A 14290-nucleotide genomic window follows, 5' to 3' on the forward strand; every position below is an offset into this window, starting at 1 on the left:
GAGGAACGTTTTCATGTCTTCATTCATCATTTATCCCGCCATCGATATTCGCGGGGGCAAGTGCGTGCGCCTGGTCCAAGGCGATTACAATCAGGAAACCGTGTATAACGAAAATCCGCTGGAGGTCGCCAAAGCTTGGGAAGCGCAAGGAGCCAAATGGATTCATCTCGTCGATCTGGACGGAGCGAAGGCAGGCTATCCGGTTAACGACAAGCTGGTCGGGGAGATAGCCAAGGCCGTTAACGTTCCGGTGCAGCTCGGAGGCGGCTTGCGCACGGAAGCGGACGTGGATCATATTTTATCGCTCGGCGTCTCGCGCATCATTCTCGGCACGGCGGCCATCGAAAACCGCGAGTTCGTGAGCCGGGTGCTTCAGAAGCACGGGGACAAAGTCGCTATCGGCATCGACGCCCGGGACGGGTATGTGGCGACCCGCGGCTGGCTCGAAACGTCCGCGGTCAAAGCGGATGAGCTTGCCGCCGAGCTGGCGAAGGAAGGCGCGAAGACGTTTATTTTCACGGATATTTCGCGCGACGGCATGATGGGCGGTCCGAACGTGGAGGCGATCGTCCATTTGGCGAAAGTATCGGGGCAGTCGGTGATCGCTTCCGGCGGCGTAAGCCGTTACGAGGATTTGGAGCGGCTGGCGCAGCATGCGGCGGATGGCGTTGGCGGGGCTATCGTCGGCAAGGCGTTGTACACCGGCAGCATCAAGCTGGAGGAAGCGCACGGACGGGTGTAAAGGCAGAAAGGAGGACGGCTTATGCTGGCCAAACGGATCATCCCTTGTCTTGACGTGAAGGACGGGCGGGTCGTCAAGGGAGTCAATTTTGTCAATTTGCGCGATGCCGGCGATCCGGTCGAGCTCGCATCGATCTATGACCGCGAAGGAGCCGACGAACTGGTGTTCCTGGACATCTCCGCCTCCCATGAGGGACGGGCGACGATGGTCAACGTCGTGCAGCAGACGGCCGGTCAAATTACGATCCCGTTCACGGTCGGCGGCGGAATTTCGAGCGTGGACGACATGAAACGGCTGCTGCGGGCGGGCGCGGACAAAATCGGGATCAACACGGCTGCGGTCCGCAATCCTCAGCTTGTATCCGACGGTGCGCGCCGCTTCGGCTCGCAGTGCATTGTCGTCGCGATCGATGCCCGGTACAATCCGGAGTGGAACGAATGGGAAGTATTCACCCACGGCGGGCGGAACGGCACGGGTATCCGGGCGCTCGAATGGGCCAAGCGGATCGAAGAACTCGGCGCCGGTGAAATTTTGCTGACGAGCATGGATGCGGACGGCACAAAGGACGGGTTTGACCTGCGGCTCACACGGGCGGTTTCGGAGCTTGTATCAATCCCGGTTATCGCCTCCGGCGGAGCGGGCAAGAAGGAGCATTTCTACGACGTGTTTGCGGAAGGCAAGGCGGACGCAGGACTGGCTGCCACGATTTTTCACTATAAAGAGATGACGATCGAAGAGGTTAAGGACGACCTCAGGCATAAAGGAGTGGAGGTCCGGTGAGCGGGCAAACGGCAGGAACCTTAGAGGAGTTAACGGCGGCGATCAAATGGGACGCGAACGGCCTCGTGCCAGCCATCGTGCAGGATGCAGCAAGCAAGGACGTGCTGATGATGGCCTACATGAACCAGGGGTCGCTGAAGCTGACGCTGGAATCGGGTGAAACGTGGTTTTGGAGCCGTTCGCGCAGCGAGCTGTGGCATAAGGGCGCGACGTCCGGCCATGTGCAGAAGGTCAAGGCCTTGAAATACGATTGCGACGGCGACACGCTGCTGGTGCTTGTGGATCAAGCGGGGCCGGCTTGTCATACCGGGCGCTACAGCTGCTTCTACAACGAAGTGAAGCTCGGGGCTTTGGCGGATGGCGGGGAAGCTGCGGCAGAATCGCCGTCTGCGGACCGTTTTGCCATGCTTGGCCGACTGGAGTCGGTGATCGCGCAGCGCGACGCGGAACGACCGGAAGGCGCTTATACGACGTATCTGTTTGAAAAAGGCATCGATAAAATATTGAAAAAAGTCGGCGAGGAAACGGCCGAGGTCATCATCGCGGCGAAAAACCGCGACAACGACGAGCTGCGGTACGAAGCGAGCGACCTTATTTTCCACCTGATGGTGCTGCTGCGCGAAGCGAAGCTGCCGCTCGACGAGGTGATGCGCGAGTTGGACCGCCGGCATAAAAAATAACGGCGCCGAAGAAGGGGCAGGCTGGTGATCATGCCGCCCTCCGCCGCCTAAAAGGAGAATTCACCCGAATGCGCATCGATTATCATACGCACCATGTGCGGTGCGGACATGCGTCGGGAGAGCTGGAGGAATACGTGCTGAAGGGCATTGAGATCGGACTGGACCAACTGGGGCTGTCCGATCACATGCCCTTGCTGCATGTGGACCCGGCTTCCTATTACCCGGGCATGGCCATGCCGATGGACGAACTGCCGAACTATGTGGAAGAAGCGCTGCGTTTGCAGCAAAAATACAAAGATCGGATCGATATCCGGGTTGGACTCGAAGGCGATTATATCGAAGGCTGCGAAGCGGAAATCGAGCGGATCATCAAAGCGTATCCGTGGGATTATGTGATCGGGTCCGTTCATTTTCTCGGGGAATGGGATATTTCGGATTATCGGCAGACGGACGGCTGGAAGGAGCGGGACGCCTACGAGGTCTATGTGCAATATTACGACGCCGTTGGCAAAGCATGCCGGACCGGCTTTTACGACTACATCGGGCATATCGACGTGATCAAGCGGTTCGGCTTCAAGCCGGAGCAGAGCGTGGAGCATTTGGAGCGTCAGGCGCTGGACGCTGTCCGGCACGCGGGCATGGCCATTGAGCTGAACGCATCGGGCTTGCGCATGCCGGTAGAGGAAATGTTCCCAAGCCTCCGTATGCTGGAGTACGCCCGCGAGCTCGGAATTCCTGTGACACTCGGCTCGGACGCGCACCAGCCGGAGCGGCTCGCGCAGTACCTTGACCAAGCGACCAACCTGCTGCGGCAGGCAGGATTTAACGAATTAGCCACATTTAAAAGCAGGAAACGCGCCATGGTGCCTATTGGATTCGCTTCATTTCATGTATAATGGGGACGTGGGCATTAAATATTGTGTAAACCGGCCAACCGAAGCCTTTTTGAGAAGGTCCATCCAACGTCAAATGACCCATTGTAACATAAGCAAAAGCGGAGGTAACCATGTATAGCGACAAAATGAAGATTTTCTCGGGTTCGTCCAACCCGAAACTGGCGGAGCGCATATGCGATGAGCTGAAAGTGCCGCTCGGCAAAATCAAGCTTTCCCGATTCAAGAGCGGGGAAATTTACTGTCTCTACGAAGAAAGCATCCGGAACTGCGACGTCTTTCTGGTGCAAACGTTCTCTCATCCGATCAACGAGAATTTCATGGAGCTTCTCGTCATGATGGATGCCGCTAAACGGGCTTCGGCGAGAACGATCAATCTTGTCGTTCCTTACTATGGTTATTCCCGCCAAGAGCGCAAAGCCGCGCCTCGGGAACCGATCTCGGCTAAGCTGGTGGCGGACCTGCTGACGGCAGCGGGTGCGGACCGTGTCATCACGATCGATCTGCATGCCCCGGCGATTCAAGGCTTCTTCAACATCCCTGTGGACCATTTGACTGCGCTGGACTTGGTTAGCGATTATATTAAAAAGCTTAATATCCAAAACCCGATCATCGTCTCCCCGGATGCGGGACGCGCGACGACAGCCGAGAAGATGGCGAACATTCTCGATGCGCCGTTTGCGATGATGATCAAGAAAAGACCGGCTCACAACGAAGCGGTCATTACGCATGTCATCGGTGACGTAGCCGGCCGCACGCCGATCATCATCGAGGATCTGATCGATACCGGCTCGACCATCGTCAATGTCGTGGAAGGCCTGAAGGAACGCGGAGCCCACGACGCTTATGTCTGTGCGACGCACCCGGTATTCTCCGGACCGGCCTTGCAGCGACTGGATCATCCGAACATCAAGGAAGTCGTTATTACGGATTCCATCGCTATTCCAGACGACCATCCCAGCCGATTCCGGGTGCTCTCGGTTGCCCATCTGCTTTCGGACGCGATCAACATCATCATGTCCGGCGGTTCGCTTAGCTCGCTGTTCAAATACGGCGGCGTATAATAATTATTACCACACGACTCCGGCTGTCGAAACCTTACGGTTTTGGGCCGGATTGTGTTATACTTAAGAATCATTATTACTCCGGCGATGTAGAAATGAAGCTCTGAAATGCACAGGCGGGTTTCTCATGTAATTCCGGACGGGTCACGGAGGTGCCTGAATTATGGAGAAGAAAAAACGTGTGCTGCCGAAACCCAGCACCAATGTCGTACCGATGAAAATGGACGCCACGTTCTTTTTCGAAAAAGCCGTTCAGTCCTTGGACCGTTATCATTACGATAAGGCATTGAAATATTTTCGTCGTGCGGCTGAGTACGAGCCGGAAAACCCGGTCAATCACTGCAACTTGGCCGGGCTGCTGTCCGAGATGGGGAATTACGAGGAATCCAACCGCATTTTGCAGCACGTACTGGACCGGATCGATCCGACGATGACGGAATGCTACTTCTATATGGCGAACAATTTTGCTAACATGGAAAATTTCGAATCGGCGGAAAAAGCGATTATTCATTACCTTGAGAACGATCCGACCGGACAGTTTCTGGAAGAGTCCGAGGAAATGATGGAGTTGCTCAGCTACGAGTTGGACCGCCCTGCGAAGCTGTCGACGATCAAGAGCCGGGAAGGCTTGTTCGATCACGACCGGGCGCGCTCGATGCTGGAGGAAGGAAAGTTCTCCGAAGCGGTTCGTCTCTTGGAAAATATCATCAGCAAGCATTCCGATTTTATGGCCGCGCGCAACAACTTGGCCTTGGCCTATTATTATATGGGACATTTCGACAAGTCGGTCGACATGATCCGGCAGGTGCTGGAGATGGAGCCCGGCAATTTGCATGCGCTCTGCAACCTGGCAATCTTCTACCAGCATTTCGGCGATCAGGAGAGCTTGGCGGAACTGCTCGGAGTGCTGCGCAAAACGTACCCGTTTCATCAGGACCACGTCTTTAAGCTGGCCACAACGATGGGGATCTTAAGCGAGCATGAGAAAGCATTCCGTCTGTTCAAGCGGCTGTTGAAAACAGGCGAAGCGGGTCTGGACCCTTGCTTGTTCCATTACACCGCCGTGGCCGCTTACAATACAGGGCGGTACGAGGAAGCTCATAGGCAGTGGAAGCAGGCGGAGAAATTCGATCCGGGCTCGGATATCCCGAAGTTCTATCTGAATTTGCTGGATAAGCACCGGGAGGAAACGAGAAAGCCTCCGGTCAGCTATCACTACCATCTGCCGTTCGAGGAGCAATTTCGCGGGCTGGAGCGCGCCGAGGGCGGGCTGCCGGAGCATATGAAGCGTGATCCGCTGGTCCGGTCGTCGTTCTTCTGGGCGCTGCGTCACGGAGACGGAGATACGAAGCTGCAGGTGATCCAAGCGTTCGGTCTGATTGCGGACGACGAAGTGAAGGATGCGCTGACGGAATTTATTATGCTGCCGGACGAGGACGATTACTTGAAGCAGGTGGCTATCTTCGTGCTGCGCAGTATCGGGATGAAGGAGCCGTTGAGTGCCATGCTGAACGGCAAGCCGACGACGGTCGAGCCTTCGCCGTTCTCCCCGGGGCTTCCTGTGTGGGAAAGCAAGTGGCAGGCCATCATGGAAACGGCACTGCGGCATATGGCCCGGCGTTACGATATGGTGCAGCAGTACGATTTGCAGACGCTTTGGGTAGAATATTTATCGCGGGTGTTTCCGAACGTGCCCAAGATGACCAAGGTCGAAGGCTGGGCGGCTGCGCTTGAGTATTTGACGGCCAAGATGCACCGGCGTCCGATCAGTTATCACGAGGCGGCGCAGCGTTACGGGGTGTCGGTGGCGACGGTGAGCAAGAATGCGAAGCTGATCGACGAAGCTTGCGGTTTGAAAGAGAAAATGGATGCCATTTTCAAAAAATGGACCGGCATGGAGTCTCAATCTTAATATAGAGATCAAGAAGATACGACAGGAGGAAGCTCTATGTACAAATCGATCGTAATCGGAACCGGCCCGGCGGGACTCACGGCTGCCATTTATTTGGCCCGTGCCAACTTGAACCCGCTCGTCATCGAAGGACCGGAGCCGGGCGGACAATTGACGACGACCACCGAAGTCGAGAACTTCCCGGGATTCCCCGAAGGAATCATGGGTCCGGAGCTCATGGACAACATGAGGAAGCAAGCGGAGCGTTTCGGCGCCGAGTTCAAAACGGGCTGGGTCAACAAGGTCGATCTGTCCAAGCGTCCGTTCAAGCTGAATGTGGAAGGACTCGGCGATATCGAAGCCGAATCGCTCATCATCTCGACCGGCGCTTCGGCGAAGCTGCTCGGTATTACGAACGAGAAGGAAAGCATCGGCCGCGGCGTCAGCACCTGCGCCACGTGCGACGGCTTCTTCTTCCGTGGCAAGAAAATTATCGTCGTAGGCGGCGGGGACTCGGCGATGGAGGAAGCGAACTTCCTGACGCGTTTTGCGACGGAAGTGCGCATCGTGCACCGCAGAAACGAGCTGCGCGCCTCCAAAATCATGCAGGACCGCGCGCGTCAAAACGAGAAAATTACATGGAGCCTGAACCGCACGCCTCTGGAAGTCATGTCCGGCGAAAAGGGCGTGACCGGCTTGAAGGTGAAAAACAACGAGACCGGTCAAGAGGAATTGATCGAAACGGACGGGATCTTTGTGGCGATCGGCCACAAGCCGAACACGGACTTCCTCGGCGGGCAAATCGTTACGGACGAAGTCGGTTACATTTTGGTCAAGCCGGGTACGTCCCTGACCAACGTCGAAGGCGTCTTTGCCTGCGGCGACGTGCAGGACAGCAAATACCGCCAGGCGATTACAGCGGCCGGCAGCGGCTGTATGGCGGCGCTCGACTGCGAGAAGTTCCTGGAAGGGCATATGGTGCACGACTGGAGCAAGTCCCTGTAACAACGCCATATAGGCGTGGAACCCCGCGTTCTGCGCCTTTTTCATGCTTCAAAAAATAACGTTCCGACTTAAGCTTCTCGGGAGCGCTCTTCCGTGATTAAGCGGCTGGAAAGCGGTCATTGACACTTTCTCGACACACTCTTGGAGGAGTCTCCTGCTTCCCCTTGGCTAATCTTGACCTTCTAGGGAGGTTGGCTTATAGTTGGAACAGGTGCTTATAGATAACGGATAGGGTACGAGGTGATTCGACAGGTATGGGAGAACGTGTTTATGTAGGAGTCGATTTGGGAGGAACCGCGATTAAAGTCGGATTGTGCGACGAGCAGGGTAAGCTGCTGCAAACGTACGAGGGCCCGACCGGTACCGAACATGGCGCAGAGGTAGTGCTGGAAAATATCGCGCAGTATGTGCGTAAGCTGGTTGACGAATCTCCATACGAGTGGGAGCAGGTCGGCGGCATCGGTGCGGGAATCGCCGGGTTCATGGATATTCCCGAGGGCTTCATCAAGCTGTCGCCCAACCTGGGCTGGCGCAACGTGCCGGTGAAGAAGATTCTGGAAGAGAAGCTTGGCAAAACGGTCAAAATCGATAACGACGCCAACGTCGCAGCGCTCGGGGAAGCATGGAGCGGCGCAGGCGCGGGCATTCCGAATGTTGTCTGCTATACGCTGGGGACCGGAGTAGGCGGCGGGGTTATTATCCATGGCCGCATCTACCAGGGCTACAACGGTATGGCCGGCGAGCTCGGCCACATGGTTGTTGTGCCGGACCTCGAAGCCATCGAATGCGGCTGCGGCAAGAAAGGCTGCCTGGAGACCGTATCGTCGGCGACCGGTATCATCCGCATGGCCAAAGAAGCCGTGGAGCGGGGCGAGCATACGTCTCTGGCGCTTGTCGAGAACATTATGGCGAAAGACGTGTTTGACGCGGCCAAAACGGGCGACGAAACGGCGCTGCGGATCATTAACCGCGCCGCGCTATATCTCGGTAAATCGATGGCGGCGATTTCCGTCGTTCTGAACCCGCAGCGCTTTATCGTGGGAGGCGGCGTATCCAAGGCAGGCGACATCCTGTTCGATGCGATTCGCAAGTACTACAACGAGCATGCCCAGGAAACGGCCAAAGAAGGCGTGGACATCGTCCCTGCCGTTCTCGGCAACGATGCCGGCGTCGTTGGCGCAGCGGGCCTCAACCTGCACAGCTAGACGCAGGCGACGGACCTGTACGGCTGATGATATGCGAAGTTTAGCAATGGACTGAGCAGACGCACAAGGGCATGCGATTGGCAAGCTTGATCCGGCCCACGCTAGTGCCCAGAAACCCGGGCTTAATTTTCACGTATAAACAACCGGCGCGCAAATTACAGCGCGCCAGCAGATATATTTATAGCGAAGGTCGGGTCTGCGTAAGCAGCAGGAAAGATACTGGAGAGTTTACGTGGTCCCTTTTAAATCGTGTTCCGACCATTTTATTGTTATTCCGGGAACACGATTTGAACAGGAGCCGAAGGTACTTTCCTGCTGCGACAGCGAAAAGACCCGAACGGAGCGTCCTCAGGAGGAGCAGCCATGGAAGAAATGCAAACTCTCGGAAAGCTGGTCATCATTACGGGCATGTCCGGAGCCGGCAAGACGATTGCGGTGCAGAGCTTGGAAGACTTGGGCTTTTTTTGCGTGGATAACCTTCCTCCGGTGTTGATTCCCAAATTTGCCGAGCTGATCGAGCAGTCCAAAGGCCGGATCGGCAAAGTGGCGCTGGTCATTGACCTGCGGGGAAGAGAATTTTTCACTTCACTGTCCGAATCGCTGCGCTACTTGAGCGAGAACTACACGCTGACACACGAGATTTTGTTTCTTGACGCGATGGATGCGACGCTTGTGCAGCGTTATAAAGAAAGCCGACGCAAGCACCCTTTGGCTCCGACGGGCGCCCCGCTGGAAGGGATTCATCAGGAGCGCAAGCTGCTGGAGGAGCTCAAAGGTCTGGCAACACAGGTGATCGATACATCCAACCTGAAGCCGGCGCAGCTGAAGGAAAAAATCATATCCCGGTTCACCAATCTCGAAAAAAGCGGGATTTCGATCAACGTCATCTCGTTCGGTTTTAAGTACGGCATTCCGATCGACGCTGATCTTATTTTTGACGTCCGCTTTTTGCCGAACCCGCATTATGTGGATAATCTGCGCCCCAACACCGGGCAAGACCCGGATGTGTACGATTATGTCATGAAGTGGACCGAAACGCAGGAGTTTCTCGCGAAGCTGCTCGACATGCTCTACTTTCTCGTTCCCCAGTACAAGAAAGAAGGCAAAAGCCAGATCGTCATCGGCATTGGCTGTACGGGCGGAAAGCATCGTTCGGTGGCGATTGCCGAATATCTCGGTAAAATGATGGGCAATAGCGAAACGGAAGTCGTTCGGGTCAGCCACCGCGATTCTGAACGCGACCGGGTTGAGGTGAAGAAATGACGTTTGACCGGGAGAGGGAAACGTACATTCCGCGCATCGTCGTGATCGGCGGGGGAACCGGGCTGTCGGTCATGCTCCGGGGGCTGAAGCATAAACCCGTGGACATTACGGCGGTCGTCACCGTAGCCGATGACGGAGGAAGCTCGGGCATCTTGCGGTCGGAGCTGGAAATGATCCCGCCGGGCGATATCCGCAACGTCTTGTCTGCGCTGGCGGACGTAGAGCCGCTGCTCGGTCAGCTGCTCGATTACCGTTTTGATAAAGGGAACGGATTGGCAGGCCACAGTTTGGGCAACCTAATGTTGGCAGCCATGTGCGATATCACCGGCGATTTCGTCACCGGTGTGCGCGAGCTAAGCCGGGTGCTGGCCGTACGGGGACGCGTTCTCCCGGCTTCCGATCACTCGATCGTGCTGCGGGCGCTTATGGAAGACGGCTCGATCGTCGAAGGAGAGTCCAATATCCCGAAGGCAAGAGGCGTTATACACCGGGTGTCGATCGAACCGCAGGACGTTCGGGCGCTCCCGGAGGCGCTGGAGGCTCTGCGGGAGGCGGACGCGATTCTGGTCGGTCCGGGAAGCTTGTATACGAGCATTTTGCCCAATCTGCTGGTGCCGGAAATCGCGAAAACGATCGTCGAGTCGAATGCGCTCAAAATTTTTATTTGCAACGTGATGACGCAGCCGGGCGAAACCGACGATTACAAGGTCAGCGACCATCTTAAAGCAGTGCGCGACCACGTCGGCATCGACCTGTTCGATTATGTGATTGTGAACAACGGGGACATCCCGGAGCAGGTGCAGAGCAAGTATGCCGAACAGGGGGCCAAGATCGTTCCGCTCGATTTGGACGAAGTGACTAAGCAGGGCTATAAGGTCATTGCCGACCAGCTCGTTCTGTTCCGGACTTATCTGCGTCATGACGCCGAGAAGCTGAGTCAACACATTTATCAACTGGTGGAGAGCTGGATGTTCAAGAAGAGGTGATTCCCATGTCCTTCGCCGCCCAGACGAAAAAAGAACTGACCATGATGGAGTCGGAGTGCTGCTGCGAGAAAGCCGAGCTGTCCGCTCTTATCCGCATGAACGGGGCTGTGCAGTTGACCAGCCAGAAGATCGTGCTCGATATTTCGACGGAAAACGCCGCAATTGCAAGACGCATTTATTCGCTGCTCAAAAAATCGTTCAAGGTGCACACCGAGCTGCTCGTCCGTAAAAAAATGCGGCTCAAAAAAAACAACGTGTATATCGTACGCGTGCCGAATCAAGTGCAGAACCTGCTGTCGGAGCTGTATATCGTCTCCGAAGGCTTTTTGTTCACCCCCGGCATCGAGCCGGATATCATTAAACGCAGCTGCTGCAAGCGCGCTTATTTACGCGGGGCGTTCCTTGCTGGCGGCTCCGTGAACAACCCGGAGGGGACGTCGTACCATCTGGAGATTTATTCGATGTACGAGGAGCACTGTCAGGCTCTGGTACGGCTGGCCAATGAGTTCGATTTGAACGCCAGATGCATCGAGCGGAAAAAGGGCTTCGTCCTGTACATCAAAGAAGGCGAGAGGATCATCGAGTTTCTCAGCCTGATCGGCGCTCACCAAGCGCTTCTCCGGTTCGAGGACGTCCGGATTATGAAGGATATGCGCAATTCCGTCAACCGTCTGGTCAACTGCGAAACCGCCAATCTGAACAAGACGATCGGCGCCGCCGTCCGGCAGATCGACAACATCCGGCTGCTGCAAAAGGAAGTAGGGCTGGACAACCTGCCCGACAAGCTTCGGGAAGTGGCGGAGATCCGGCTTAAGCATCCGGATATGAACCTTAAAGAGGTCGGCGATCTGCTGAAAGGCAAAGTCAGCAAATCCGGGGTGAACCACCGGCTCCGCAAAATCGATGAATTGGCTGAAAAGCTGCGGAAATCGTGAGTAGATCCGGCCAATTATAGATTTTTTGTGTAAATTTGCAATAATTCTAGTGTAAACTGCCGAAAAATGATATAATGTTTGAAAAATCGTTTGTTTAAATCGGTTTCGGATAGACTACCCTCCAGATTGCACATCCATGCCGAAATCGTTGGTAAATCGTTTGTCTAGTCCTGCAGGACGATGGTTTCGTTTACGCTGAGGGCGTTACGCCCTTCCTTATTTTAGGAATTCAAAGATTGTAGGGGGTATTGGTTGCATGTCGAGACGCCCAGTTGTCGTCAAGTTGAAAACAGGCCTTCACGCCAGACCGGCAGCGCTTTTCGTACAGGAAGCGAATAAGTTTTCTTCAGAGATTTTTGTGGAGAAGGACGAGAAGAAGGTCAACGCCAAAAGTATTATGGGCATTATGAGTTTGGCCATCAGCACAGGAACCGAAGTTCACATAAGTGCAGAAGGTTCGGACGCCGAACAGGCTGTAAACGCTTTAGTCACATTGGTCAGCAAGGAAGAGCTGGAAAACCAATAAACCGCCACAGGGCTTCCGATCCGGAAGCTTTTTTCTTTGCGGCGTTCCTTATTTTGTCGCATAGGATACTCGCAAATAAAGTGAAACCTTTTTTGGGCAATTCGTTGCATGCAAAAAAGCCCGGCCATTCGTACGGAGGCATACTCAGATGCGCCGTGGACTGGCCGGGCTTTTCGTGCTGACCGGATCGGGTTATACGCGTTCGATAACTTTGTCGATCAAGCCGTAGTTTTTTGCTTCCTCTGCGGACATGAAGTTGTCGCGGTCGGTATCTTTCTCAATGCGCTCGATCGATTGGCCCGTACGCTCGGCGAGAATCGTGTTCAGCTTGTCGCGCGTTTTCAGGATGCGCTTCGCGCGGATCTCGATATCGCTGGCTTGGCCTTCGGCTCCGCCGAGCGGCTGGTGAATCATAACCTCGCTGTTCGGCAGCGCCAAGCGTTTACCTTTCGCTCCCGCGGTGAGCAGAAAGGCGCCCATTGATGCCGCCATGCCGACACAGATCGTGGACACGTCCGGTTTGATGAATTGCATCGTGTCATAGATCGCCATCCCCGACGTAATGGAGCCGCCAGGGCTATTGATATACAAGCTGATGTCTTTATCCGGATCGGTTGCGGCCAGGAATAGCATTTGGGCAATAATCGAATTGGCTACAACATCGTTGACCGGACTTCCGAGAAAAATAATCCGGTCCTTGAGCAGACGCGAATAGATGTCATAAGCGCGTTCTCCTCTTGCATCCGGTTCGACGACCATTGGAATAAAACTCATGGGCTGCAGCCTCCTTTTATATTCAAACTATAACCATCATATACGAAAAACAAACAAAGGTCAAGAAAGGTCAAACCAATGAAATAAAAAAATCAGTTTTGTTAAAACTGACTGTGTGTGAATGGCGCGCCCGCAAGGAATCGAACCTTGATCTCAGGCTCCGGAGGCCTACGTCATATCCATTGGACCACGGGCGCATATTTAATTTGGTGTGCTGTGTTTCATAAGTGACAGCAAAAATTATTATAAGCTATGTGCCCAAGAAAAGCAACCTTTTGGCGATAAAAAAAATTTCCACACTTAAATTGCCGCAAGAATAGCGGTTGCGGACGGTTAACGGAATGTCGAACGGTGACGAAGGCACTTGATGTGAGATGAGGAATGGGTTATAATGGGGACACTAAGTGAAACAACTTAGTACTTTTTTTAGAGTATGTGGGACTTAAAATGCAGCGCTGGGACAAAAAACGTCCAACGAAGCTGCGATCTTAAGCAGGTGTGAATCCATGAGAGAAATCCTCGACATTCAAAAGCAGCTTTTGCCCGATCTGGTTGACACCATGAAGAAGCGATATACGATCTTGCATCACATCATGATATCCGGTTTGGTGGGCCGTCGGACGCTGGCGCTGTCGGTGGGAGCGACGGAGCGGGTGCTCCGCGCGGAAGTGGATTTTCTGAAGGAGCAGGGCTTGATCGAAGTCGAAGCTTCCGGCATGCGGATCAGCGGAGCGGGCAGAGAGCTGTTAGAGCGGCTTGAACCGGTCGTTAAAGACTTGTTCGGTCTGACCGAGCTGGAAGAACGCATACGTTCGCACTTCGGCTTGAAGCAAGTGATCATCGTCCCAGGCGATTCGGACGTTTCCCCTCATACGAAGAAAGAGCTTGGCCGCGCCGGCGCCTCCGTCTTGCGGAAGCTGGTTGGTGAGGACGAAACCATTGCCGTAACCGGCGGCTCTACGATGGCTGAAGTGGCCTATCATTTGACGCCGGCGACTCCGATGAAGGGCTGCTGGTTCGTGCCGGCCCGCGGCGGACTCGGGGAAAGTGTCGAGCTTCAGGCGAACACGATCGCCTCGACGATGGCGAAGAAAGCGGGCGCCCGCTACCGGCTGCTGCACGTGCCGGACCATCTCGGCGAGGAAGCGTATCAATCGCTGATGCAGGACAGCCACATTGCGGAGATCATCGCCTTCATCCGCGGCGCTCGGATTGTCGTTCACGGCATCGGAGAAGCTATGGTAATGGCCAGACGGCGCAAGGTGGACCCGGAGACGACCGAAAGTTTGCGGCATGACGGCGCGCTTGCGGAAGCGCTCGGGTACTATTTTGACCGGGACGGAAACATTTTGCACAAAATGCCGACTATCGGGCTACGCATCGAAGACATTCACAACATGGACCATGTGATCGGAATTGCCGGAGGCAAAAGCAAGGGCGAGTCAATCGCTTCGGTATTGAAACACGGTCATGAGGACGTGCTGGTCACCGATGAGGCGGCTGCTTTGGAAGTTGTCAATCGCTTGCTATCTTGACGGGCTCTGCC

At 55.0% G+C, this 14290-nt stretch carries 14 protein-coding genes and 1 tRNA gene; 13 read left to right on the plus strand and 2 right to left on the minus strand.

Annotation, left to right across the window (positions count from 1 at the left end; translation table 11 throughout):
* The first annotated feature begins 13 nt into the window (after nt 1-13).
* The 12 genes from hisA (at nt 14) to NLX71_RS21355 (ending at nt 11970) form a co-directional block, all read left to right on the plus strand.
* A complete protein-coding gene (gene hisA / locus NLX71_RS21300; protein ID WP_254365777.1) occupies nt 14-742 on the plus strand; it encodes a 1-(5-phosphoribosyl)-5-[(5-phosphoribosylamino)methylideneamino]imidazole-4-carboxamide isomerase in 729 nt (242 codons plus the stop codon).
* Nucleotides 743-763: 21 nt separating this feature from the next.
* On the plus strand, nt 764-1522 hold the full coding sequence (gene hisF / locus NLX71_RS21305) for an imidazole glycerol phosphate synthase subunit HisF (protein WP_054974985.1): 759 nt from the start codon (nt 764-766) through the stop codon (nt 1520-1522).
* Nucleotides 1519-2202: a bifunctional phosphoribosyl-AMP cyclohydrolase/phosphoribosyl-ATP diphosphatase HisIE gene (gene hisIE / locus NLX71_RS21310; protein ID WP_254365778.1), complete on the plus strand. Its 684-nt coding sequence runs from the start codon at nt 1519-1521 to the stop codon at nt 2200-2202. The genes hisF and hisIE overlap by 4 nt, the downstream gene beginning before the upstream one ends.
* A 68-nt stretch (nt 2203-2270) precedes the next feature.
* Nucleotides 2271-3098: a histidinol-phosphatase HisJ gene (gene hisJ, locus NLX71_RS21315; RefSeq protein ID WP_254365779.1), complete on the plus strand. Its 828-nt coding sequence runs from the start codon at nt 2271-2273 to the stop codon at nt 3096-3098.
* 110 nt (nt 3099-3208) lie between these two features.
* Nucleotides 3209-4159 (plus strand): ribose-phosphate diphosphokinase, encoded by a 951-nt coding sequence (locus NLX71_RS21320; protein WP_254365780.1) that lies wholly within the window; start codon nt 3209-3211, stop codon nt 4157-4159.
* 163 nt (nt 4160-4322) lie between these two features.
* Nucleotides 4323-6071: a tetratricopeptide repeat protein gene (locus NLX71_RS21325; protein ID WP_254365781.1), complete on the plus strand. Its 1749-nt coding sequence runs from the start codon at nt 4323-4325 to the stop codon at nt 6069-6071.
* Nucleotides 6072-6107: 36 nt separating this feature from the next.
* A complete protein-coding gene (trxB, locus tag NLX71_RS21330) occupies nt 6108-7055 on the plus strand; it encodes a thioredoxin-disulfide reductase (protein ID WP_254365782.1) in 948 nt (315 codons plus the stop codon).
* Between the two features lie 254 nt (nt 7056-7309).
* Nucleotides 7310-8260, plus strand: a complete 951-nt coding sequence (locus tag NLX71_RS21335) for an ROK family glucokinase (RefSeq protein WP_254365783.1) — start codon at nt 7310-7312, stop codon at nt 8258-8260.
* A gap of 363 nt (nt 8261-8623) precedes the next feature.
* Nucleotides 8624-9523 carry an RNase adapter RapZ gene (rapZ, locus tag NLX71_RS21340; RefSeq protein WP_254365784.1) on the plus strand — a complete coding sequence of 300 codons (900 nt, stop codon included), beginning with the start codon at nt 8624-8626 and terminating at the stop codon, nt 9521-9523.
* Nucleotides 9520-10509 (plus strand): gluconeogenesis factor YvcK family protein, encoded by a 990-nt coding sequence (locus NLX71_RS21345; RefSeq protein WP_254365785.1) that lies wholly within the window; start codon nt 9520-9522, stop codon nt 10507-10509. The genes rapZ and NLX71_RS21345 overlap by 4 nt, the downstream gene beginning before the upstream one ends.
* Nucleotides 10510-10514: 5 nt before the next feature.
* A complete protein-coding gene (whiA, locus tag NLX71_RS21350; protein ID WP_254365786.1) occupies nt 10515-11444 on the plus strand; it encodes a DNA-binding protein WhiA in 930 nt (309 codons plus the stop codon).
* A gap of 256 nt (nt 11445-11700) precedes the next feature.
* Nucleotides 11701-11970 carry an HPr family phosphocarrier protein gene (locus NLX71_RS21355; protein ID WP_010500412.1) on the plus strand — a complete coding sequence of 90 codons (270 nt, stop codon included), beginning with the start codon at nt 11701-11703 and terminating at the stop codon, nt 11968-11970.
* A gap of 192 nt (nt 11971-12162) precedes the next feature.
* Here the strand turns inward: NLX71_RS21355 and clpP are convergent, their stop codons facing one another.
* Complete coding sequence (gene clpP, locus NLX71_RS21360; protein WP_090674124.1) at nt 12163-12744, minus strand: ATP-dependent Clp endopeptidase proteolytic subunit ClpP; 582 nt, start codon at nt 12742-12744, stop codon at nt 12163-12165.
* Nucleotides 12745-12866: 122 nt separating this feature from the next.
* A tRNA-Arg gene (locus NLX71_RS21365) sits at nt 12867-12941 on the minus strand.
* A gap of 309 nt (nt 12942-13250) precedes the next feature.
* Between NLX71_RS21365 and NLX71_RS21370 the strand changes: the two genes are divergently transcribed.
* On the plus strand, nt 13251-14279 hold the full coding sequence (locus NLX71_RS21370) for a sugar-binding transcriptional regulator (RefSeq protein WP_254365787.1): 1029 nt from the start codon (nt 13251-13253) through the stop codon (nt 14277-14279).
* Nucleotides 14280-14290 lie beyond the last annotated feature (11 nt).

The organism is Paenibacillus sp. MZ04-78.2 (assembly GCF_024213375.1).
Classification (GTDB): Bacteria; Bacillota; Bacilli; order Paenibacillales; family NBRC-103111; genus Paenibacillus_G.